This window comes from Thermosynechococcus sp. HY596, from assembly GCF_030518715.1.
In the GTDB taxonomy this organism is placed as follows: Bacteria; Cyanobacteriota; Cyanobacteriia; order Thermosynechococcales; family Thermosynechococcaceae; genus Thermosynechococcus.
In genome coordinates this window covers 2,138,182-2,161,793 of sequence record NZ_CP130346.1, presented here as the reverse complement: position 1 = coordinate 2,161,793, position 23,612 = coordinate 2,138,182, and the positions used below count along the sequence as shown (strand labels likewise).

19 protein-coding genes are annotated in these 23,612 nt (G+C 55.7%); 9 read left to right on the top strand and 10 right to left on the bottom strand.

Translation table 11 applies throughout. The features are described 5' to 3' along the window. Nucleotides 1-7 precede the first annotated feature (7 nt). The gene (locus tag QYC28_RS10625; RefSeq protein WP_190278070.1) at nt 8-799 is read right to left on the bottom strand and encodes a proteasome-type protease; all 792 of its coding nucleotides are present in this window, start codon (nt 797-799) and stop codon (nt 8-10) included. A gap of 138 nt (nt 800-937) precedes the next feature. Between QYC28_RS10625 and QYC28_RS10620 the strand changes: the two genes are divergently transcribed. Genes QYC28_RS10620 through QYC28_RS10610 form a run of 3 tightly spaced genes read left to right on the top strand, consistent with a single transcriptional unit; the run spans nt 938 to nt 3,343 of the window. Further along, nucleotides 938-2,551: a sodium:proton antiporter gene (locus tag QYC28_RS10620; protein WP_302679464.1), complete on the top strand. Its 1,614-nt coding sequence runs from the start codon at nt 938-940 to the stop codon at nt 2,549-2,551. Next, nucleotides 2,548-2,979, top strand: a complete 432-nt coding sequence (gene crcB, locus QYC28_RS10615; protein ID WP_226971950.1) for a fluoride efflux transporter CrcB — start codon at nt 2,548-2,550, stop codon at nt 2,977-2,979. Before QYC28_RS10620 ends, crcB begins: the two co-directional genes overlap by 4 nt. Further along, on the top strand, nt 2,966-3,343 hold the full coding sequence (locus QYC28_RS10610; RefSeq protein ID WP_286649625.1) for a CrcB family protein: 378 nt from the start codon (nt 2,966-2,968) through the stop codon (nt 3,341-3,343). Before crcB ends, QYC28_RS10610 begins: the two co-directional genes overlap by 14 nt. Nucleotides 3,344-3,351: 8 nt before the next feature. Here the strand turns inward: QYC28_RS10610 and acnB are convergent, their stop codons facing one another. From acnB to pheS, 3 genes are all read right to left on the bottom strand, one after another. Then, entirely contained in the window at nt 3,352-5,958 is a 2,607-nt protein-coding gene (acnB, locus tag QYC28_RS10605; protein ID WP_302679463.1) for a bifunctional aconitate hydratase 2/2-methylisocitrate dehydratase, read from the bottom strand. A gap of 114 nt (nt 5,959-6,072) precedes the next feature. Next, nucleotides 6,073-6,708: a ParA family protein gene (locus tag QYC28_RS10600; RefSeq protein WP_302679462.1), complete on the bottom strand. Its 636-nt coding sequence runs from the start codon at nt 6,706-6,708 to the stop codon at nt 6,073-6,075. 12 nt (nt 6,709-6,720) lie between these two features. After that, nucleotides 6,721-7,731: a phenylalanine--tRNA ligase subunit alpha gene (pheS, locus tag QYC28_RS10595; protein WP_302679461.1), complete on the bottom strand. Its 1,011-nt coding sequence runs from the start codon at nt 7,729-7,731 to the stop codon at nt 6,721-6,723. Between the two features lie 125 nt (nt 7,732-7,856). Between pheS and QYC28_RS10590 the strand changes: the two genes are divergently transcribed. Further along, nucleotides 7,857-9,221 carry a CPBP family intramembrane glutamic endopeptidase gene (locus QYC28_RS10590; RefSeq protein ID WP_302679460.1) on the top strand — a complete coding sequence of 455 codons (1,365 nt, stop codon included), beginning with the start codon at nt 7,857-7,859 and terminating at the stop codon, nt 9,219-9,221. Here the strand turns inward: QYC28_RS10590 and QYC28_RS10585 are convergent. After that, nucleotides 9,218-9,733, bottom strand: coding sequence for a L,D-transpeptidase (locus QYC28_RS10585; RefSeq protein WP_149820644.1), 516 nt, complete (start codon nt 9,731-9,733; stop codon nt 9,218-9,220). The genes QYC28_RS10590 and QYC28_RS10585 overlap by 4 nt on opposite strands. An 87-nt stretch (nt 9,734-9,820) precedes the next feature. On the opposite strand from QYC28_RS10585, the gene QYC28_RS10580 reads away from it, so the two are divergent. From QYC28_RS10580 to QYC28_RS10560, 5 genes are all read left to right on the top strand, one after another. Further along, nucleotides 9,821-10,462: a cofactor assembly of complex C subunit B gene (locus QYC28_RS10580; protein ID WP_149820642.1), complete on the top strand. Its 642-nt coding sequence runs from the start codon at nt 9,821-9,823 to the stop codon at nt 10,460-10,462. A gap of 63 nt (nt 10,463-10,525) precedes the next feature. After that, nucleotides 10,526-11,542, top strand: a complete 1,017-nt coding sequence (gene hemF / locus QYC28_RS10575; protein ID WP_302679459.1) for an oxygen-dependent coproporphyrinogen oxidase — start codon at nt 10,526-10,528, stop codon at nt 11,540-11,542. After that, a complete protein-coding gene (locus tag QYC28_RS10570; RefSeq protein ID WP_302679458.1) occupies nt 11,543-12,874 on the top strand; it encodes a cytochrome c biogenesis protein in 1,332 nt (443 codons plus the stop codon). A gap of 69 nt (nt 12,875-12,943) precedes the next feature. Next, the gene (locus tag QYC28_RS10565; RefSeq protein WP_302679457.1) at nt 12,944-13,138 is read left to right on the top strand and encodes a heavy-metal-associated domain-containing protein; all 195 of its coding nucleotides are present in this window, start codon (nt 12,944-12,946) and stop codon (nt 13,136-13,138) included. Continuing rightward, the gene (locus QYC28_RS10560; protein WP_302679456.1) at nt 13,135-15,366 is read left to right on the top strand and encodes a heavy metal translocating P-type ATPase; all 2,232 of its coding nucleotides are present in this window, start codon (nt 13,135-13,137) and stop codon (nt 15,364-15,366) included. Before QYC28_RS10565 ends, QYC28_RS10560 begins: the two co-directional genes overlap by 4 nt. Before the next feature lie 19 nt (nt 15,367-15,385). Here QYC28_RS10560 and QYC28_RS10555 read toward each other — a convergent pair whose 3' ends face one another. Genes QYC28_RS10555 through hpsA form a run of 5 tightly spaced genes read right to left on the bottom strand, consistent with a single transcriptional unit; the run spans nt 15,386 to nt 23,482 of the window. After that, nucleotides 15,386-16,003, bottom strand: coding sequence for a prepilin-type N-terminal cleavage/methylation domain-containing protein (locus QYC28_RS10555; RefSeq protein ID WP_302679455.1), 618 nt, complete (start codon nt 16,001-16,003; stop codon nt 15,386-15,388). A 32-nt stretch (nt 16,004-16,035) separates the two neighbouring features. Then, nucleotides 16,036-16,620, bottom strand: a complete 585-nt coding sequence (locus QYC28_RS10550; protein ID WP_286668695.1) for a prepilin-type N-terminal cleavage/methylation domain-containing protein — start codon at nt 16,618-16,620, stop codon at nt 16,036-16,038. Nucleotides 16,621-16,652: 32 nt separating this feature from the next. After that, nucleotides 16,653-17,729 carry a type II secretion system protein J gene (locus QYC28_RS10545; RefSeq protein ID WP_302679454.1) on the bottom strand — a complete coding sequence of 359 codons (1,077 nt, stop codon included), beginning with the start codon at nt 17,727-17,729 and terminating at the stop codon, nt 16,653-16,655. A 39-nt stretch (nt 17,730-17,768) separates the two neighbouring features. Beyond that, the gene (locus tag QYC28_RS10540) at nt 17,769-18,443 is read right to left on the bottom strand and encodes a hypothetical protein (protein ID WP_302679453.1); all 675 of its coding nucleotides are present in this window, start codon (nt 18,441-18,443) and stop codon (nt 17,769-17,771) included. 17 nt (nt 18,444-18,460) lie between these two features. Continuing rightward, nucleotides 18,461-23,482, bottom strand: coding sequence for a hormogonium polysaccharide biosynthesis protein HpsA (hpsA, locus tag QYC28_RS10535; protein WP_302679452.1), 5,022 nt, complete (start codon nt 23,480-23,482; stop codon nt 18,461-18,463). Between the last annotated feature and the right edge of the window lie 130 nt (nt 23,483-23,612).

The window sequence follows — 23,612 nt, the reverse complement described above, 5'->3', positions numbered from 1 at the left end:
GCTTTTTCTAATCTGCAACAAGGGTTTCCGGTGTTGGTAGCACCATTGAGGACGTGGGGGAGGGTTGACGCCGATTCCATTCAATGTCGGGCATTTCCTCAAAAGCCCGCCGTAGGGAGGCCTCCCAGAACTGCCGCACCTTCGACAAAAAAGGATCACCCAAGACAAATTCGGCGCGGTGACAGATCTGAAAGCTATCGGTGCGGTACATGATCAGGTCAAGGGGGGGGCCGACGGAGATATTGGATTTCATCGTTGAATCAAGGGAGAGCAGTGCATACTTTGCCGCCGCATCTACCGGCGTATCGAAGCGCAACGTGCGGTCTAAAATCGGCTTGCCATATTTTGTTTCACCAATTTGAAGAAAGGGAGTTTCGGGGGTCGCTTGCAGAAAGTTGCCCTGACTGTAGATCAGGTAGAGGTAGGGTTCCTCGCCACGAATTTGCCCCCCCACCAGAAATGTGCATTGGTAGTCAATGTTATCTTTGGCCAACCAAGGGCGATGACTATCGGTGACCTCCCGCAGCTTACCACCGACATAGCGGGCTACCTCGTACATATTGGGCAGTGAGTTGAGACTGTGCTCCAACTGACCCTTGAGATCACGGCGAATGAGCGTGAGCACTTCCTGAGTAATTGAAAGGTTACCAGCGGTACAAATGACAATCACCCGCTCCCCCGGCACCGAAAAATCAAAGAGTTTCTGATAGGTGGAAATGTAATCCACCCCCGCATTGGTGCGAGAGTCTGCCGCCATCACCAGACCCGACGTGGTGAGAATTCCCAAGCAATATGTCATTTTGCCTATGCTCCGCCAATAACCAAGCACTATAGAGCATATAAGGGATTTGCAGCGATCGCTAGGGACGCTGAGGATTGGAAATCGACCTGATCATCCGATAGGGTAGGGTTCGGTGTCACAGCGAAGTTTGCAGCGATGTCAGCCATTCTAGAAACCCTTGCCCTGATTCTCCTGCTGGGATTCTTTGCGGGTCAGTTGGTGCGGCGACTGCGGGCACCGGCCTTGATCGGTATGATTCTCGTGGGGATTGTCCTCGGGCCTGCGGCCTTGAATCTGTTGCAAACCAATGTCCTAACGGCAGCCCCCACCTTCCGGGCCGTGGCGGTGATGGTGATTTTGATGAAGGCGGGGCTGGGCTTGGATCGCCAGAAGTTGGCACAACAGGGCACGGTGGCGCTACGCCTCGGTGTATTACCCGCACTGTGTGAAATGGTCGTTGTGGCTGGGGTGGCGATGCTGCTACTGGGATTTGATGTGCGCCAAGGGCTATTGTTGGGGGCGATCGTGGCACCGGAGTCCCCGGCTGTCATTGTGCCGGGCATGCTACGGCTAAAAAGTTTGGGCTGGGGCGTGGACAAGGGGATTAGTGATGCAATTCTCTCGGGCAGTGCTATTTCCGATGTAGTCATACTGCTGCTGTTTAGTTTGCTGATGGGGGCTGAGCATGAGGGAGGATTCCTAGGGGCTTTGCCGCCCGCCTTGGGGGTGAGTGTGCAGGCACTCCTTGAAATTGGTGGTGGCTTGATCGTGGGCTATGGCTTGGCCTGGGCGCTGGTCTTTTTGTTGGTCAAGCAAAACTGGAGTCAAAATCGGGTGCAAACAACCCTCGTGGCAGCAGCAGTGGCCTTGGGAGCGGTGGGCTTGGCCGATCGCCTGCCCTTGTTTTCCGGCTACCTTGCGGTGATGAGTGCCGGCTTCTTCTTGATTGAGATGGATGCCCCCCTAGCGCGGCAATTGCGGGGCGGCTTTGATGTGCTGTGGCAGGTGGCAGAGATTTTTCTCTTCGTGCTGTTGGGTGCCAGTGTCCAGTTGGGGGTGTTGCAAAGTTCCCTCGGTGTGGGTTTGGTGATTTTAGCGGTGGGTACCTTGATTGGGCGGGGCATCGGTTGGTATCTTTCCACCCTAGGCAGTAATTGGACACTCTCCGAACGCCTCTTTTTGCTGCCGGGGAATTCCGCAAAGGCAACGGTGCAAGCGGCGATCGGTGCTTTACCCTTATCCGCTGGGGTGGCGGGGGGTGAAACGATGCTGGCGATCGCGGTTCTCTCGATCCTGATTACGGCTCCCTTGGGGGCATGGGCAATTCCCACGTTTGCGCCAAAACTCCTGCAAAAGGGCGAGGTGGATCCCACCAAAGTCCTGCTACAACCACGCGTAGTCCTCTTAGCACCGGTGGATGTTTCGAGTGTCACCCCCTACGTTCTCCAAAAGACGGCGGAATTAGCGCGGCGTGCTGATGCGGAAGTGATTGTGCTCCATGTGCAGGACGTACCTGATCCCAAGGCAGTGGCCACACTCGAAGCCCAAGTCAAGCAGTACCTCGCAGACATTCGCTATCGTTTCATTGTGACCGCTGGCCCGATTACCGAAGCCATTTTGGATACCGCTGCCCTGTACAACGTGACGGAAATCATTCTTGGCAAACATGGTCAAAAGGGTCTCAAGCGTGTCCTCATGGGGTCTGTGTGTCAGAGTATTCTTGAGACCTCAACTCGACCCGTGTTGATTGTGGAGGAGCCACGCTCGTGATCTCGATTCATCCTCGGCTGCGCCCTGCGTTGGCCGTTAGTCTTGGAGCCATCCCCGCTGCCTTGAGTCGCTTCTTACTGGAGGCCTATTTGGAACCCTATCTTGCGGGTAATGTGCCCTTTGCTACCTTGATTGTGAATGTCACTGGCTGTTTTTTGCTGGGGGTGATTGCTCCCCTTGCCTTTGCCCGCACGTTTGTACTGCACCCCGATTTGCGCTTGCTATTAACAACGGGGTTTATTGGTTCCTACACAACCTTTTCATCCTACGAGTTGGATAACGACAAGCTCTTGGGGATCACAGATGCGGCAGTCGAGGGTTTTTACTGGCTCGGCAGTACGGGGCTGGGATTGCTGGCCTTGGAGTTGGGCAGCCGCTTAGTGCTGCGGGGGTTAGCCGATTGGGAGAAATGGGATGATCTCACCTGAAGGATTGTTGGCGATCGCCCTTGGGGCTGTGCCCGGCGCTTTGACACGCTACTACGTCGGTTTATGGAGCGATCGCCGCTTTGGCACCCTTGTCTTCGGTACCCTGAGCGTGAATCTCATGGGTGCCTTTCTTATGGGCTTTTTGAGCCCTGTTTTAGTCCGTTGGGGGGCACCGCTGTGGCTTAGCTATGGCATCACCGTCGGTTTTTTGGGATCTTTGACCACCTTTTCTACGTTTATCCTGGAGGTATCGAACCTGCGTCGTGAAGGCTACCCCCGCATTGCGTGGCTGTACTGGCTGAGTACGCCTATCCTCGGGTTTCTCTGTGTGGAAGCCGGCATTGGCCTCTCCCATTGGATGTAGCTCAACGGCTAGCCGCCAATACTGGCCAGTAGCTTTGCTTCCTCCTCCTTGGAAATGAGGCGACCTTGGTTTTCGTAGTCGGGAATTTGGTCAAAGTAGAGGTAGCGATAGAGATCCGCTGCAAAGGGATCAATTTTCCGCGTCACAATCTCTAGGTACTCCTCGCGGGTGGGAATGCGCCCCAGTAGGGCACAAACTGCTGCTAGCTCTGCAGAACCAAGATAGACCCGTGCCCCTTTGCCCATGCGGTTATTAAAGTTGCGGGTGGAGGTGGAGAAAACCGTGGTGTGATCAGCAACGCGGGCTTGGTTGCCCATGCACAGGGAGCAGCCTGGCATTTCCATGCGGGCACCAGCGGCAGCAAAAATGCTATAGTAGCCCTCTTCGCGCAACTGCTGCTCATCCATGCGGGTGGGGGGTGCAATCCAGAGGCGAACCTTCACCACCCCCTCTCCTTCCAGTACCTTGGCAGCGGCACGGTAGTGGCCAATATTGGTCATACAGGAGCCAATAAAGACCTCCTGCACTGGATCGCCAGCACATTCGGAGAGGGTTTTGATATTGTCGGGGTCATTGGGGGCAGCCACAAGGGGTTCCTTGATTTGATCTAGATCCACCTCAATCACATCGGCATACTCGGCATCCGCATCCGCCGAGAGAAGACTGGGATTGGCCAGCCATGCCTCCATCTTTTTCACCCGCCGTAGAATCGTACGCGCATCGCCGTAGCCACGAGCCACCATATTTTTCAGGAGGGCTACATTGGAGCGCAGGTAGGTTGCCACCGTTTCTTCACTGAGTTTAATCGTGCACCCTGCGGCTGATCGCTCCGCTGTGGCATCGGTGAGTTCAAAGGCCTGCTCCAGTTGCAAGTGCGGCAGCCCCTCCATTTCCATGATCCGTCCGGAGAAAACATTCTTTTTATTCTCCTTGGCAACGGTGAGCTTACCCTGCTGAATGGCCACATAGGGAATGGCATTGACAATGTCCCGCAGCGTCACCCCCGGTTGCAACGCACCTTTGAAGCGCACGAGCACCGACTCCGGCATATCCAAAGGCATCACCCCCAAGGCCGCTGCAAAGGCGACCAAGCCAGAACCTGCTGGGAACGAAATGCCCAAGGGAAAACGGGTATGGGAATCGCCCCCCGTGCCCACGGTATCCGGCAGCAGCATGCGGTTGAGCCAAGAGTGAATAATGCCATCTCCCGGTCGTAGCGAGACGCCCCCTCGCGAGGTCATAAAGTCCGGCAGTTCTTTGTGGGTTTTGATGTCAACGGGCTTGGGATAAGCCGCCGTATGGCAGAAACTTTGCAAGACCAAATCCGCACCAAAGCCAAGGCAGGCCAGTTCCTTGAGTTCATCGCGGGTCATTGGGCCTGTCGTATCTTGGGAGCCAACCGTTGTCATGACCGGTTCACAGTAGGTGCCGGGGCGCACGCCAGGCAGACCACAGGCTTTACCGACAATCTTTTGCGCCAAGGTATAGCCCTTACTGCTCTCAACGGGGGGCTTGGGACGAGTAAAGAGGGGACTGGGTTCTTGGCCAAGGGCAGCCCGTGCTTTGTCGGTGAGGGTACGCCCAATGAGAAGGGGAATGCGCCCCCCCGCTCGCACTTCATCCAAGAGGGTCTCGGGTTTGAGGGTAAACACACTGATGACCTCCCCCGCTGCATTGGTGATTTCGCCGCGGTAGGGGTAGATCGTGATCACATCCCCCATATTCATTTGGGTAACATCGCACTCAATGGGCAGCGCGCCGGAGTCCTCCATGGTGTTGAAGAAAATGGGGGCAATTTTGCCACCAAGACAGACGCCCCCGGTGCGCTTATTGGGAACGTAGGGAATGTCGCGACCAATGTGCCAAATCACAGAGTTGGTGGCGGACTTGCGGGAGGAACCGGTGCCGACCACATCCCCCACATAGGCAAGGGGGTAGCCCTTTTGCTTCAGTTCGGCAATGATTTGCAGTGCCCCCGGCAAGCGGCTTTCCAGCATCACCGTAGCGTGCAGCGGAATATCGGGGCGAGTGGTGGCATGGGGGGCAGGGGAAAGATCATCGGTGTTGGTTTCACCCGCCACTTTGAAGACAGTGACGGTAATCGCTTCTGGAAGGGGTTCACGGCAGGTAAACCAATCCCCATTGGCCCAAGATTCCATCACCTGACGGGCGTAGGGGTTGCCTTGGTGCATCAGGTCTTGGACATCGTGAAAGGCGTCATAGACCAAGAGGGTATGGCTGAGGGCCTTAGCTGCCGCAGCGGCCAATTCAGGGGTCTGATGGCACAGCAGATCAATCAGCGCTTGGACATTGTAGCCCCCCAGCATTGTCCCTAGGAGTTCCACCGCTGCCACGGGGGTGATGAGGGGACTGGTGAGTTCTCCTTTGGCGATCGCCGTCAAAAAGCCGGCTTTAATGTAGGCCGCTTCATCGACACCGGGGGGCACGCGATCGCGAATTAGGTGCAGTAGGTAGTCTTCTTCGCCCGCTGGGGGGTGTTGCAGGAGATCACAGACCGCCGAGGTTTCTGCCGCCGTCAGGGGCAAGGGGGGAATTCCCAAGGCAGCACGCTCTTGGGTTTGCTGACGGTATTGGCTGAGTACGGTTGTGTCCACGCGCTGTTGACCTCAATTTGGCTCCAAGGAAAAACAAAATCATTTAGGTGCGGATCTAGATTTTAGAGTACAGATTCCCCTTTGGTGGTTTAGTTGCCTGCCATACCCTTGCCCCTATCGCCAGTCCCGCTGTAACTCTTCAGCAACGCGACGGTAATCCGCTTGAGCTTCCTTCGCCTGTTTGCCCTTCCATTGGGTAATGGGAACCCCATCGAGAGCTGCCCGTTCATGGGCTTTGTAGGCGCGAATAAAAGAATGACAAGCCGCCACCCCCAACTGCAAGAGCGTATTTTGGGCTTCGAGGGCTTCATTGACACAGCGGGGGTCAACGCGGGTGAGCAGGACGCGGTGGGGAACTTTAGACGGTTGCACCACTTGCTTCACTGTTTCAATGAGGGCGGCAAGGTCAATGGGGGCGGGGGGGGTGGGCAGCACCAGATAGTCGGCGATCGGTACCACTGCTGCTAGGGCACTGGAAGCTAAGGCCGGCGGCGTATCGACAACAATCAAGTCATAGCCAGAGAGCTGGCGTACCCTGCTGAGGAGTTTGGGGTTAAGCTCCTGTGCGAGATCGAAGCCCATGGATTGGCCACTGCGCTGAAACCACCACGTCGCCGAGGCTTGGGGATCCGTATCCACCAACAACACTTTGTACTGCTCGGCATAGGTGGCTGCTAGGTTGATTGCCGTTGTGGTTTTACCAACGCCTCCCTTACCGTTCAGGACAGCGAGCAGACGGGGTTCAGCCAAGGCCCTATCCTCCTAAAACTGCCGCAGAAAGCGCAAATCGCTGGTGTAAAAGCGGCGAATATCATCAATTTGATGCAGCACCATGGCAAACCGCTCCACACCAAACCCGGCGGCAAAGCCCGTGTAGACCTCTGGATCGTAGCCGACATTTTTGAGCACAGCAGGATCCACCATGCCACAGCCCATCACCTCTAGCCAGCGTCCCTGCCACTGCACATCCACCTCCGCCGAGGGTTCGGTAAAGGGGAAATAGCTGGCACGGAAACGAATGGGAACATCGCCAAAGAGTGCCGCCAGAAAGGTGGTGACCGTGCCTTTGAGGTCGGTAAAGGTCAGCCCCTCATCCACTGCCAAAATCTCAATCTGATGGAACACAGCCGCGTGGGTGGCATCCTCCGTATCCCGCCGATAACAGCGGCCGGGGGCAACAATGCGAATGGGCGGATCATTGAGTTCCATGTAGCGAATCTGCACCGAGGAGGTGTGGGTGCGCAGCAGATTGCCATCGGGCAGGTAGAAGGTGTCCTGCATGTCGCGCGCCGGGTGATCTGCAGGTGTATTCAGCGCCTCAAAGTTGTAGTAGTCGCTTTCCATTTCGGGGCCATTGGCAACGGTATAGCCGAGACCCACAAAAATATCGAGGATGCGGTCAATGGTGCTATTGAGGGGATGAATGTGCCCTTGGGGACGATAGACGCCCGGCGGGGTGACATCAAGGCTTTCAGCCGCCAGTTGGGCAGCAATTTTTTCGGCTTGCAGGGTTTCGCGGCGGGCTTCTAGTTCTTGGAGCAGTTTTTCCTTGAGGGTGTTGGCGAGGGTACCGATGGTGGGGCGATCGCTAGGGGGCAGTTTGCCCATAAGGGCGAGAATTTGTGAGAGTTCGCCTTTTTTGCCCAAGTAGGCAACGCGCAATTGCTCTAGGGTATCGAGGCTGCGGGCTGCAGCGATCGCCTGTAGGGCTTTGGCTTCTAAATCTTTAAGTTGTTGGCTGAGCCGATCACGATCAAGGGTGGGGGTCGTCATGGCAAAATGCAGTTGCGGGGTGCACAAATGGCAACAATTTCGGTCAAGATAAAGCATTCCCACCTGTCGGGAATAAGCCTTGATTATAACGCTATGCCCGCAGTTGCGATCGCGATGGTTCTCGAATGCCGATTCCTAACCTCACCAGCCAGCCTAAACATACGGTCAGTCAGTGGCTAGCCAGCGCACCCCAAGCCTTTCTCCGTTCACCGCGGTTTTCTGCGAACCGCGAGCAACAGATGGCGATCGCTGCCTGTGGGCTGTGGTTTTTGGCCCAGCTTCTTTACCTGCACGATTTGTCTACAACCCCTTGGCCGTGGCTCGAAAGTCTGGTGGAGGCCGCCGCCGTCGTCATCATTGGTGGTTTCCCAGTGCTGTGGTGGGCAAGGGGCCAGCGGGATTTTAATAAGATGGCTCAACGGTGGCCGGGGCGGTTGCTCCTCAGTTTGGCACTGTACATTGCCATTGGCTTGATTCTCCCCCAAGCAGGCCGCTTTCCTTGGCAGCGGGTTCTCACCAATTTAATCTTTGCTGATCAGCCGTGGCTGAACTTGCTGATCTTTCTCGGAGGCGTCTGGGCCATGGTGCGCGTCCCTTTCCTCTTGCGGCAGCAAACCACACCGCCACCAGTGTTGTGGGCTTGGATCAGTGGAGCAGCGCTTTATTTGTTGCTCAGCCACAGTGGGTTGATTTCGCCAGCCTTCCCCAAGGCGTACACGGAAGGATTCATCATTACCCCTATCTATTTGCTCCTATGTGCTTGGGGCGATTGGCAGCGGCGACACCCCCCACGGACGACCCCCACGGGATTGGGACTACACGACCTTCCCCTAATTGCGGTCTCGCTTTTTAGTCTCTACTGGTTCTCGACCCCCTACTTTCGCTTTGGCCCTTTTGTGGCACTGCAACTGTTTATTTTGGTGATCATTTTTGGCAGGGGGCTGGGGCGATCGCACTTTGGCTATAGCTTTGAACCCCGCTGGCGCGATGCTCGTTTATTGGCGGCAATGTTCTTGGCGGCTTTGGTAACCATGGTGCCCTTGGGGAGTCTATTGGGCTTTTTGCCCTTGGCGAAATTTAACTTGACGCCTTCGCCTTTGGCGGTGTTTGTCTATGTCACCCTCTTTGCAATGCGGGTGGGCATTTTTGAGGAGGTGCTCTTTCGCAGTGGTTTGATGATTTTCGTGCGGGATCTGTGGCAGCACTATGGGGGCGATCGCCAGCGGCCGGTGGTCATTACTTGGGGTGCCATTCTCATTTGTTCGCTGCTTTTTGGTATTCTCCATGTAGGCAATGAGCCGAATGCCGATATTCAACTGCCCCTCATGGCCTACCGAGCGGTGTATATCATCATGGCAACCTTGGCCTCCCTCTTTTACTGCCTCACCTTTGCCTGTACCCAGCGCCTCTGGGCGGGCGTTCTCCTGCATGGTCTGGTGGATGCGATCGCCGTCGTCTTTTTTGGCGCTGCCCTTGTTGCCCCTTTCTAGCGCACCACAATCACAGGCACACCCGGTTGCACTTTCTCAAAAAGCTCCTCAATGTCGCGGTTGTACATCCGCACGCAACCGTGGGAAACCGCCTGACCAATGGAATCCGGATGGGGGGTACCGTGCAACCCAACCCAATTGGTGCCATCACTCCAAAAGCCAATCCAACGCCGCCCCAAGGGGTTGCGGGGATGTCCACCGGCAATCACTGCCCCGGTAAAGGGATTTTTCCAAGCGGGATCGCGAATCATCTCCCGCACTTGAAATTGACCTGTGGGGGTTTCCCACCCCGGACGACCCACGGCCACGGGATACCGGCGCAGGGGAGTTTGTCCTTGATAGAGGGTCAATTGGCGCCGTGATAGGCTGATTTCTAGGCGCAGGGGAGCGGTGACCGCTGGGGGAGGAGCAGTAGCAAGGGCAAAGGGGAGACGACCCAAGAGGCTCAAACTCACCCAGCCAATAACCGCGATCGCGCGCTGGCCAGCTTTTAGGAAGCCTTGTGCTTTCATTCCGCAATTCACTCCTACCACTGTGAGATTGGCATTGGGGAATAATAGATAGCTACGTTGCTACTGAAAAATTTTTCAAAATTCTAGATGAATGACCAAGTTCTCCGCTATTTACCCCTTGCAACGGGGGTTTTGGGGGGCACACTTCTCCTCATCAATCGCCTCTTGACCCCCATGCTGACCCCTTCCCAAGCCCGTGCCGATGTCGTGGGGGTGATCCTTGCGGCAGTCTTGATTTTGACGACGCTGATTTGGCAGCGGGTGCAGCCCCGTCCTGCGGAAGCGGTGATCCTTGAAGGGGAAGAGGGATTTGAACTTGCCGATGATCTGGATGCTGCCCTGAAAACAGAGCTGGCGTGGCTGTCCTATACCTTGCTGACGAATACGCCGACAAAGTCCATTGTCATTTGGCGGGCCGATCGCCCCCTCCTGCGCCGCGGTATTCTGGGGCCCAAACCAATGAGCGCCACGGGTGCCATTGTGCAGCGCGCCCTGCAAACCCAACGCCCCATCTATTTAGTGAATTTAGCCCTTTACCCCGGACGCATTGAATTTGACTATTTGCCCCCCAATACCCAAGGGGTGATCTGCCAACCGGTGGATACGCAAACGGTGATGATTCTCGGCACCAATGCCCCCCGCCGCTATACCAAACAGGATGAACAGTGGGTAGCTGCCCTTGCCGCCAAGCTCGCCCAAGTGCTGGCAGAACAGTACAATAAAGCCTAGACACGCTTTGCAGCGACTTTTTTTTGACACTGAAGACCGTTGATTAGGATTTCGATATTTACTATGACTGTTGCCACTTCTGCTACCCCTGCTGTGCCCAGCGACTCGCGTCAACGGGCAGCGACTTTTTTGAAAGACCTCCAGGATCAGATTTGTCAGGCCCTAGAGGCAGCCGATGGCGGTGCCCAGTTTCAAGAGGACAGTTGGCAACGTCCCGAAGGGGGCGGTGGTCGCTCGCGGGTGATGAAAAATGGCCAGCTTCTGGAGCAGGGGGGCGTTAATTTCTCAGAGGTGTGGGGGGAGCAATTGCCGCCCTCAATCTTGGCGCAGCGGCCGGAGGCGGCGGGGCATGGCTTCTATGCCACGGGTACCTCCATGGTGCTCCATCCCCGCAATCCCTATGTGCCAACGGTGCATTTGAATTATCGCTACTTTGAAGCTGGGCCGGTGTGGTGGTTTGGCGGTGGCGCAGATTTGACCCCCTACTACCCCTTTGCTGAGGATGCGAAACACTTCCATCAGGTGCATAAGGCTGCCTGCGATCGCCACCACAGCGAGTACTACCCCGTGTTCAAACGCTGGTGTGATGAATACTTCTACCTCAAGCATCGCGGCGAAACCCGTGGCGTGGGCGGCATTTTCTTTGACTACCAAGATGGCAGCGATCGCGAGCTTTACCGCGGCCCTGATCCCCATGGCGAAGCTGCTCGCTATAGCCGCCAAGTGGGGTCTGTGGGCAGTCGCTCCTGGGAAGACCTGTTTGCCTTTATTCAAAGCTGTGGCCAAGCCTTTCTAGAAGCCTACCTACCAATTGTGGAACGGCGGCGTCACCTCGAGTATGGCGATCGCGAGCGGCAATTTCAGCTCTATCGGCGCGGGCGCTATGTGGAATTCAACCTCGTCTATGACCGCGGCACCATCTTCGGCCTGCAAACCAATGGCCGCACCGAGTCTATTTTGATGTCTCTGCCCCCCCTTGTCCGCTGGGAATATGGCTATACCCCGGAACCCAACAGCCGCGAAGCGGAACTGTACACCACCTTTCTCAAGCCCCAAGACTGGGTGAATTGGCCAAGCTAAATGAGGATCAGTGCCCCTGTGTTGCGCCGTGTGCTTGCCCTCCTAGGTGATCTGCGCCTAGCGATTCTCCTGCTGCTGGTGATTGCGATCGCCAGTATTGCCGGCACCGTGATTGAGCAGGGGCAATCCCTCAGCTTCTACCAAGAAAACTATCCCGAAGACCCTGCCCTGTTTGGTTTTCTCAGTTGGCGGGTGCTGCTGGCCCTAGGGCTAGATCATGTCTATCGCACCCCTTGGTATCTCACTCTGTTGGTGCTCTTTGGGGCGAGTTTAACGGCCTGTACCTTCACTCGGCAGGTGCCTGCCCTCACCACGGCCCAACGCTGGCAGTACTACTCCCAACCGCGTCAATTCACCAAACTGGCCCTGAGCACCACGATTCCCCAAGGCTCCCTCAAGGAACTGGCCACTGCCCTAGGTGCAAAGGGCTACCGCGTCTGGCAAACCGATAATCAACTCTATGCCCGCAAAGGCATTGTTGGTCGCATGGGCCCGATTGTGGTTCATGCCAGTATGATTCTGATTTTGCTGGGGGGGATTTTGGGGGCGCTAACGGGCTTTATGGCGCAGGAACTGATTCCCAGTGGTGAAACCTTTCATCTTCAGCACATTGTGCAGGCGGGGCCACTGGCGCGCATCCCCCAACACTGGTCGGTCAGGGTAAATCGCTTTTGGATTGATTACACTGATGCGGGGGAGATTGATCAGTTCTACTCAGACCTCTCGATACTGGATGCGCAAGGCCAAGAGGTGAAGCGGGGCACAATCCATGTCAACCAGCCCCTGAAGTATGGCGGGGTCACCCTCTATCAGGCGGACTGGAGTATTGCCGCCATTCGCTTTCGCCTGAACAACAGTCCCGTGCTGCAACTGCCCATGGCCCAGCTAGACACAGAAGGCAAAGGTCGTCTTTGGGGCACATGGCTGCCCACGAAACCGGATCTCTCGGAGGGGATTTCCCTGATTGCGCGGGATCTCCAAGGCACGGTGCTCATCTACAGCCCCAAGGGCGAGTTTCTCACTAGCTTGCGCACCGGCATGAGTACAGAAATCAATGGGGTCAGGCTGACATTGGTTGAACTGGTGGGCAGTACAGGGCTACAAATGAAAGCCGATCCGGGGATTCCCCTGTTTTATGCGGGCTTTGCCCTGTTGATGGCGGGGGTGATCATGAGCTATGTGTCCCACTCGCAGGTGTGGGGGCTGCAGGAAAACGATCTCCTCTATGTAGGTGGCCGCACCAATCGGGCGCAGTTGGCCTTTGAGCAGGAATTGGTGGCGATCGCCCGTCAATTGGCACCCCAAAGCCAAACCACAGAAGTGGAAGTTTAGCCCCTTGACTCTCTAGTTGACTGGAGACTTGAAGATTCTCAATAGGGAGTGCTCTAGGGGAATCTCACCATGGTTCTCAAACTGCGCGTGCCCGACATGGCCTGTGGCGCCTGTCGTGATGCCATTATCCAAGCCATTCAAGCGGTTGACACCGGTGCCACTGTTAGCGCCGATCTCGCAACCAAAGAGCTAGAAATTGACACCCAAGCCGCAGCGGCAGACATCCGCAGTGCCATTCGTCAAGCCGGTTATACACCCCAATGATCACCCAGCTCACCTTCCAGGTGCAGGGGATGCAGTGCGCCGCTTGCGCCAATGTCATTGAAACTGCCCTGCGATCGCTACCGGGCGTCAGGGACTGTGAAATTTATTTTGCCGCCGCTCAGGCCACGGTCACCTACGATCCCCAGCAAGTGACCTGGTCAGATCTACAGGGGGCGATCGCTAAAGCCGGCTATCACGCAGAGCGACTGCCTGAAGAAGGCTTGGTAACTGACACCGCCACCGCAGAATTGACCTATCGGGCTGAGCTGCGCCGTCTCAAACGCCGACTCCTCTTTGCCGGTAGCGCAACCCTACTCCTGCTAGTGGGGAATCTACCCATGATGACGGGCTGGCATCTCCCTTGGATCCCGCCATGGCTGCACCATCCTTGGCTGCAACTGTTGCTGACAGCGCCAATTCAGTTTTGGAGTGGTGAATCCTTTTATGAGGGCGCCTGGCGAGCACTGCGCTATCGCACAGCAACGATGGACACCCTAGTGGCTCTGGGCACCAGTGTCGCCTTTTTCTACTCGCTCTTTGTGACGCTCTTTCCCCAAGCCTTCCATGCCCACATGCCAGAGGTCTATTACGAAGTCTCAGCCGTCGTCATTACCCTGATTCTCCTGGGACGCTTTCTCGAAAGTCGCGCCAAACGGGAAACTGCTGCCGCTATTCGCAAACTCCTCGCCCTGCAACCGAAAACGGCACGGGTAATTCGTAACGGAGAAGCGGTGGAGGTGCCCCTGATTGAAGTGCAAGTGGGGGATCGATTGCTGGTGCGTCCCGGCGAAAAGATTCCCGTCGATGGTGAGATTGTGGCTGGGGCCTCAACCGTCGATGAATCCATGGTAACGGGGGAAAGCTTACCAGTGGAAAAGCGCGAGGGGGATGAAGTCATTGGCGCCACCCTCAATCAAACCGGAAGTCTGCAGATCCGAGCCACGCGGGTGGGGTCGCAAACCTTTTTGGCACAAATGATTCGACTGGTGCAGCAGGCCCAAGCCTCAAAAGCCCCCATTCAAAAACTAGCGGATCGCATCACGGCTTGGTTTGTACCGACGGTGCTGGCGATCGCTCTCCTGACGGGGCTGCTGTGGCTAACCATTGGCCGCAATCCCACCCTAGCCCTGTTGACCACCATTGGCGTTTTGATCATTGCCTGTCCCTGTGCCCTTGGCTTGGCCACCCCCACCTCAATCATGGTGGCCAGCGGCAAAGCAGCGGAGTATGGCATTTTGATTAAAGATGCCCGCAGTCTCCAGCTCGCCCATCGGGTGCAAACCGTGGTTCTCGACAAAACAGGCACCCTCACCCAGGGCCATCCCAGCGTCACCGATTTTTATCCTCAGGCGGAGGCCACAACCCTTTTGCGGCTGGCCGCCAGTGTGGAATGGCACTCGGAACATCCCTTGGCTGCCGCTGTGGTCGAGTATGCCCAAGCCCAGGGGGTATCGCCGCAAGCGGTTCGCGACTTTGGGGCCACGATTGGTCAAGGGGTACAGGGCATGGTTGAGGATCAATGGGTGCTCATTGGTACCCCCGCCTTTCTAGCAGGCCACGGCATTGCCACCGCCCCTTGGCAGCCTCAAGCTCAAACCCTTGCACAGCAGGGGAAAACGGTCATCTGGATAGCGGTGGATGCCCAAGTCAGGGGGCTGATCGCCCTTGCCGACACGCTGAAACCCGAAGCCCCAGCGGTAGTGGCTGCCCTCAAGCGCATGGGATTAGAGGTGATTCTGCTGACCGGCGATCAGGCCGTAACCGCTGCGGCCATTGCCCAGCAAGTGGGAATTGAGCATTACGTTGCCAGTGTCCGCCCCGATCAAAAGGCAGCGATCATTGCTGAACTGCAACGGCAAGGCAAGTGTGTGGCCATGGTGGGGGATGGCATGAATGATGCCCCCGCCCTCGCTCAAGCCGATGTGGGCATTGCTCTGGGCACGGGTACCGATGTAGCGATCGCCAGCAGTGACATCACCCTCATTGCCGGTCATCTTCAGGGCATTGTCACCGCCCTCCAACTCAGCCGCGCCACAATCCAAAATATTCGCCAGAATCTCTTTTTCGCCTTCCTCTATAATGTGGCTGGCATTCCCATTGCCGCTGGCATCCTTTATCCCTTAACGGGCTGGCTCCTCAATCCCATGCTGGCCGGTGCAGCAATGGCCTTTAGTTCCTTCTCCGTGGTGATGAATGCCCTGCGCCTGCGCTCTTTTCGACTATCCTAGACATTCTAACCCCCTAAAATTACTCCGTTGTCTGAATCGGAAAATACTTGACTGGGTCATTAGAACCTTCTGGCTGCTCTTCCCAACAATCCCCAGGGGGTGCTGCCGTTGTTCCCTCCTTCACCGAAGCACTCGTGACCCCAAAATCCCCCGGCTTCGCCCAGACACAGCCCGACACCCCCTTGCCTGCCGGATCAATGGCTTGGGCATGCACAGCGGCATACCACGGATTACCGCCCCCATGGAGGATGCGGCCAGTATTTTCCTCCTTCACTTGGTCATAGGTGAGCGTCAAGGGATAGTAGCCATCCACTCTGTAGCCCCCCCCTTGGGTGTTATAGAGACCCAAATAGGCAATTTTGGTGGCAAAAATTTTGTGGCGCACCCGGTAGGCCTCCTGGGCACGGTTAACCGCCCCCACCGCTGATTTGGCCCCCGCCAGTTGTGCCTTGAGCCGTTGATTCAGCAGCGAAGGCAAGGCAATTAGGGCAATCACCCCTAAAATCACTATCACCACCAGCACCTCCGGAAAGGTGAGCCCCCCATTGACTCCCCACCGCCGCCGCTCCTGCAGAAAAAACAGCAGCTTCAGATACACACTGTCCCGACCCCTGTTTCCCTGTGCCGTCATAACCATCACTTCCTCTTCAAGGCTGCTCTACCGCCATGTTACTCACGATACGCGCCACAGGATTGTCCCTGCTCAATGCGCATCCCCCCCAAAATGGTTGGTATCCGCACGCACTGGAGGTACTCCTGTTCATAGGCATAGATGCTAAAGGCAATCCGCCGTGGCGTCACCGGCGTGATCACCCGCCCCTGATGGTCAAAGGCCAGCTCACACTGTTGGACTGCCGCCGATTGCGCCTGGGGCTGCCAGCATTCCAAAATTCGATTCCCCTCCCCCACCTCCGTGGAGTTAAAGTCAGTGGCGTACATGACCATCACCAACTGCTCATCGTCATCCACCAGGGGCTGCCATTGCCAATCCCTCCTATCCCGGTCCACTGGATTGGTCGACCACTGCGGGCCAAAATCGGTATTGCGAAATGCCGCTATCCAAGGCAGCTTTTCCCTTTTGGCATTGGCCTGGGCAAGGCGCAGTACATTGCGGGCATTATTTACGGCGGCGCGCACCCGTTGCCGTTGCAGCAGCGGAAATAGGGTCATGGTGCCAATGCCCACAACAATGGCAATCAGGACAATGACCACCAGCATCTCAGTCATGGTGTAGCCCCGTTGGCGGCTGTTCATAGCTGCGGCGCTCCTTTTCCTCAGGTGGTTGGCTAAAAGTTGGGAACCTTTCCTTGCACCGAACGGCTCAACACCGTGGTGGTCAGCACGGGCCGATTTTGGATATCCTCTTCACGGATCCCCGGCAAGCCCTGGGGATTGCCCCGCAGATAAACAAAGGTGGCAGCATTAAAGCTTGAGCCGCGCTCTTGCACACAGGCAAAAAAGCCCGCCGGCGCATCACTGGGGTCTCGGGGAGTGCGAATTGTCCCCGCTGGGCAGTTTGGCCTTGGCATACCGGTGTCAGTATCAATAAAATCTGTGACCTCAGTATCAATAAAATCTGTGACCACTGTCAGATCTGTGACCCGTAGATAGCCCTCAATGGTGCTGACGGGGCGACTAGATTGCAGATTGGCACCAGTTTGCACATCAATGGGCCAGCGGGCAAAGTTGGTTTTTCCCGTAGGGTCAACATACCCTTGGTTAATTCCCAGCCAGTCGTAGTTAGCATCACTAGCCCTCGCCGCTTCCTTATATTTGCGCAGTTGGTAGCGCACGAGTCGTGCCTGCCCCTGCCAATCCGATTCCGGTGCCCAAAAGGACTGGCGGGCGGTATCGATATAATACACCACCAAGGTATAACTGCGGCGGCCACTTCTCAGCTCTTCGCAGTGTGCTTTCGCATTTGCCTGATCCGTCGACCATACCCTTGAGCAATCCCGCGGCATGACGAATTTGGCATACCCCAGTTGGTTTTGGTAGTAGGGAAAGGGCTCCAAAATCCACATCGCCAACACCGGCCGCATGGTGTTTGGAAAGTTGGGCAGGTAGTTTGTCAGGGGTTCGGGGCGGGAGGTATCGCCACAGGGGTCGCTGTTGCTGCCAGCTAAGCAGTTGCCGTTATAGACAAACACCGCCTGGGACAGATCCGTACTGATCACATCCAGGGTCGCCTTGAGGTCTTGGCGCAGCTGATTCAAAGCGGCCTCGCGGCTTTCGGTTTGGATCATGTCGATCAAAATTGAGCCTAGGGAGGCGGTGATCACCCCAGCAATGACCAAGGAAACCAGAATCTCGGTGATCGTGAAGCCCTTAGATCGCCGCCGCCACCAACCCCGTAGTTTCATTGCAACCTCTCCTAATTTCCTAATTGCGACAACAACACCTTATGAACCAGAACCTGAACCGCCATCTCCATCCGGCACAGCCATCAGCGGCAGGGTTTCAGCGGAGTCACTGCGCAGCAGCACCGTTGTCAACACCGCCAAAGGCCGTCTTTCAGCCCCCACAATGCTGCTGGTCATCATCACCGGTTCTGGCTCAATGGGGTCGGGGTTCATCTCTGACTCCATCGGCAAGGCTGCAGCGCTATAGACCCGCACCTGCACTGGATAAGCCAAGACCCTGCGGGCAGCGTCGGTAATCATGGTACCGCGATAGATTTGCACCCCAAAGCGGGCATTGTTCAGCTGCCGCTCGCAGGCCGTGGTGGCATTGCTGGGCAAGTCGCAGCTTGTCAGACTGGTGGGCGGCGCTTGCCTAGAGAGGACTGAGGGATTGCTCACGGAGGCGCCAACGGTGCTTGCAGGCGGCAGCAGGCTATGGCTGTCTGCGCGAATGTCGATGCCCTGCTCCATCATCACCCGCAGCCGATCCAGCTCGCCACGGGCAATTTCTGTGGCCTGGTTAATGCGGTCATTGCGCAAGCGGGTAGCCGCCACCAACAGCAGCGGTGCGGCCAACATAGCCACAGAGAGGTTCACCACCAGAATGGCAATGAGACACTCCACCAAGGTCAGCCCCCCATTGGCTGGCTGCGGCCGCTGCAATTGTCGAATCATCGAACTCACCTCCATGGTTAGGCAGGACAATTAGACACCGTTGGATCAACTCGTCCACTACCGTCAGGACGTTGGGCACAGCGTAGGCGTAGGATATAGGGATCGTCGGCACGCAGCTCAGTGTAGAATTCATTGCGTTGCCGCCCTGGGGTAATAAACCGCCGCGCCACTGGCCCTGCCGGTGCCAGTTGCAGACCCACGTCATAGCCCCAACGCCGAGTCGGCGCTCCGTAGTACTGAATTAACTCTACAGATTGCGCTGGACAATTGAAGGCGGTGTTGACATCCCGGCAGCGAGAATCGTTGGGAATTTCCCACTGGTCTTGGTCAAAGGGGGCAGTGGCTTGGGTCGAGAAGTTCAGTTGAATAAAGGATCCCTGAATGGTAAGGTTACCCCATCCCTCCAGAAAACGCGGGAAGTTATGCATGCCGCCATAGGATTGGGTTGGCCGCGAAGGCACAGTGCCACTGATGATTACCGCATTGACTTGGGTATCTTGCGCCCCATTCCGGGAACGGCTTTGGCCAAAACCGTAATAAGCATTGTAGGGTTCATTCCGTTCACCTGTTTGGTAATTAATCGCCCAGGGCGTGCCATTGCGATCCACGTAAATCGGTGAACTGGGATCAAAGGGACTTTCCCGCAGCCAAACAGCATTCTCCGGTAAGTTGGCACTAGGACGATTGGGTAAGTTGGCACTAGGACGATTGGCATTCAAGAAAGAGGTGCGCAGGTTTGCGTTGTTGGCACAGGTCAGGTAGATTCGGCCAGTATTGTTGCTGTTGTTAACCCGTGCGTCACTTCCGGTGTTTTGCACATAGTTCGTGGCGAGGTTTTCAGGGGAGTTGTTGCCAAGCCCTTGAATATCATCGTTGTAAGCCTCGGCAAAATAGTCATTGGCAGAGCCATTGCAGAAATTGTCAGAGAGAATCGTCACCGCATCCCCGAGGATTTCTGCGGGTCGCCAAGTGTCGGAGTTAGGACGGGCAAAGCGATTATCGAGCGTATTACGGCTGTAGAAGTTGCTCCAGTTTGCGTCTAGGGTTGTGGTAAATTCCTCCAGATTGTTTGTTGTGCCGTTGGTACTGTGGAGGTTAAAGTTCCCCTGAATATACACGGGGTTATCGCTAATAAACGACAGGCCAGCGATATTCTTCTCGGCAGGAATTCCTTGGCGGTCAAGGCGCCGGCCATTCCACAATCGAAAGCCATTGGGTCGCCGCATTGGATCGGCAAAGAAATCCACTGGTTTTGTCGAAATGCCGTTGGCGGCTCGGATCGGATCATGAGGATTGCTGGGATCAGTATTCATCCAGTTTTGACCTGTAATGGCAGGTCGGGCAATGCCATCTTCGCGCACTGCATCCTCGCGGAAGGCATAGACAATGCCCCCCATCGGCAGCCATGTATCCCCACCAATGGTCTTGCGCCGCAGCAGGTCAAGGTCAATATCCATCTCCCGCACCGCCATCTCTTCACGACCATTGAAGAGGGTGTTATCAAGGAAAGCGACATTGCGAGCATTGCCGTCAAAGTCAATGATTTGATTCAGGCGGTCGGGATAGCGGATATTATTCACTAGAGTCCCAGTAGCTGGCTCGGTAGGGGTAAGGAAATCTGTTGGATTCCTACGTGGGGTTGCTTTAATATCTCTCGGAGTTACACGCTTCTCCTCCGAGGGGTTGAAGATCTCCCGCAACGCTGGATATTTAATCACCGTATTAAAGGTACCGAGAGGCAGTTCACCTTGGCGTTTGAGCACCACCAGTGTCGAGTTCACAGCAATGTCAGTTGTACCCGTACCCGTACGTTCTGTGCCGCCAATGTAGCGTAGAGTTGCTGTAGTTGAAGTTGGTAGAGGAGGATCGTCAATGACCTCAAAGATTCCCTCTATGCGATTATTGATGGGACTGCGAATTTCCACAATGTCTCCAACTTGGAGTTGGGGCGGTGGCGTGGGCCCTAGCCTGTATGTGATTGTGATTGGGGGGGTACTGTTGCTTGTTGGGTTATTGGGAAACGAAACGGCAACGCTGATAGTACCAGTACGAGTGTTTCGGAATTCCACGGGGTTGAAATTCGAAATCGACGCAGAAGCTCCTGCTGGAATTTCCTTTTCTGGTGGCGCATTACCTGGGACGCCGCTTGGGAAGTCCTCAGTGGAGTCCGGATTTTTCAACTTTACTCGGAGGATTTTGCCATGGTCATCACGGTCGAAGTCCTCCAGAATCATCCACCCCGCACCGGTGACATAGACAACTTTGCCCTTATCAGAGTTGCGCAGGTCAAAGTTATAGCTGGGGGCATCTTCAAGATTGACACGAGGCACTGTATTGACAGTCACTATTCCACCGGGGTTCGGCATCTCAAACTTCTGGCCAATCACAAATCCTCGTTTGTCTTGCCCTAGGCAAAAAGCATTCCGCAAGTTGCTATACTGAGGTTTGTCAGGAATTCCACACGTGTACTTTTGTGGATTAAGGTCATAGGCCACCTGCTCCTTGAGGGCAATTAACCGCGCAAGACGGGCATTGACATCGGCATTAGTTTCTTGCAGCGGGCGCTGACTCCAGCGAGCATTAGGGATCAGGGCTGTGATGTAGGCATTGGCATCCAAATAGCCCCCGCGATACCTCAATGGCTCACGGCCGTTGCGATCGACCTTGATGGCACCACTATCACTATCGAAAGTCACTTTATTGACGATCTCATCATCCAGATCACTCAGGTTGAGGTTTTGGTAATTTAGATTTTTAAGGGTATCCACACTATGAGCCAGCATTCCCAACATACAGCCTGCGGTGTGGATTGTACTTTGATCGGCCAAGCTTAGAGCGCTCAAGCTGCCTCTTTGCTCTAGGAGTTGAAGCGCACGAGCAAGGTTCGAGAAATTCCCAGCACGGGTCTTATCAGGATTGGGGTGAATTGTGGTTCCCCCTATTTCCTGTTTGGGTGGAAACGCCCCATCCACACCATCACTCGCATAGGCCACGAGGTTCTCCATCGCCTGTATCATCTGTCGATTGGTGAAATTAGGAGGCTCAAACTCCCAACCATTGGTGCCGCGCCCGGTAAAGAAGTCAAAGAAGCGGAAATTAGGGGGCAAGTCCTGAATGCCATCGTACTGGTTGAACATGATGCTGCGCAGGGCAGTTTGCGGTGTGCCGTGGTGGTGAGTAGTCGCCAAGCAGGCGATCGGCTCATAGCCCCCTGTGTTTTGCCCTGGATAAGGCTCCGTGAACGGATCGGGAATACTGGAGTCAACCGTTGTTCCCCTCGCTTTGTAGTGATAAACGGCTGTGGCTTGCACGGCCGCCAAATCATCCCGCAGTGTGCGGTGCTGATAAAACTCATTGCGGCGGCTGTCATCAGCGGTATTACCCTTAGGTGGATCAAGAGGTTTGCCCAGTTCCAAGCGTTCCCCCACAATGATTCGTAGGCCTTCTTGGCGTGCCCGCCGCTCCCAGTAGCCATCCAGTCCCAAATCCTCCCGTTTATTTTGGCTGTCGGGGGGGGCAACATTGCGCGTCAGCAGATCGCGCCCCTCAATCGGGTCGCCCACCTTAGCGCCTGGCGGAATTTGCCGCAGCGGATCAGAAGCAGGCATCTTGACGTCATACACGGGCTTAGGGCCATAGCGGTCATCAGCGCGGTACGTATCATCCACGTAGGGCTTAGGTTGGGTTTTATTGTCAAAGCGCCCCTGCTGCACATAAAACTGACTCGACCAGTTAGGATCCCGTACCGTCACATTGGTTGGATCACTCCCGCGCGCCCGACTGCGGTCTTCGGTCACAATAGCCACTGGGTTGAGAGCGACATTTGCAGGCACGAAATCATTCTTTACAGAGTCGCGGCTCGCGTTAAACCTGACGTTTTCAGCAGGTGGATTCGCATCCCCACTGGTGTAGGGGGCACTGGGCGGCTCGCGGTAAGAGTGAATGTAAACATTTGGCGCATTGGTGTTGTTATCCCGCAAGCTCCCCGCCATAAATTGGCCTTGGAATTCAATCTCATTGGTTTCTGGGTTGCGGATTTCCGTTGCCGTAATCTCTGAAGCCGCGCGGGTATAAACACAGGACTTCGGCGCGCTAATCAGATAGGCGGTGAAACCAGTACCACCCGTCAAAAAGACACTCCCCTCGGTGTGCAGTGCCCCATTCCAGCGAAAGGCCGGCCCCGGAAAAATCTCCAAATCATTGCGGAACCATGCCCCCCATTTATTGCCCCGCTCCATTTGGCGTTCCTGCACAAACTCAATCGTCGACAGTGCCTGACCGCCATTGCGGTTTTCATAGACAAAGGCATTAATTTGAAAGTTCTTGCGCAAAATGGCACTGCCCACTTCATCCCAGCCCACTTCCACCTGTTGGCCTGCGGCGCCGCCCAGATCACTACACTGATTCCCCAGTTCAGTAATCCCCATTGACCGACTGCGGGTGATCAATTGACCAGCTTTTTGCGCATCCGGTTGATCGAGTTGTGCATCGCTCGGCCGCCGCATCAAGATCGAGTAGGCAACAATGGAGTCACTGGTGGGTTGAAACACCCAAGCATTATCCACTTGGCCATCGCCATTAATATCAATCCGCTGCTCGTCAGCCATCGTATAGGGATCGGGGTTGCGGGGGGTGTCTAGCCGATTGCCAATAATCCGTTCAATGGTTTCTTCCCCCGGCACCCCATTCGGACGCAGCGGATCTTGGTTAAAGAAGTACTCTAGCTTGGCACGCGCCCTATCAATGGCCGGTGCAGTGGCATTCAAAACTTGGGTGGTCTGCCGTTGCCCCCCCACCTCTGCGGTGCGATTCAGCGTGCGGATCATCAGTGCTGCCACCGTTAATGTCAGCACCACCAACACAATCACCGCCGTCGGCAACACAAAGCCCCGACGCCCAAACCGCAGTTGCCGCCCCCCTAGGGGTGCCAGCCGTCGCTGTACCCACAGGCGCAACTGGTAAAGCAAATGACGGATTGCGCGAGTCAGCTTGCGATACTGCCGTTTCGAGAGGCCAAAGCGTCGGTCATTCTTTTTCATAGGGGCACCTAGTCAACGCACGGGAGCAATAACCTACCACTAGTTATGGAGCGATCAATAGATCTGAAATAGGCTAGTAATTAGTATGGTTTTTCCTTGGTAAAAAATTTCAGCCTCCAGACAATTTTTC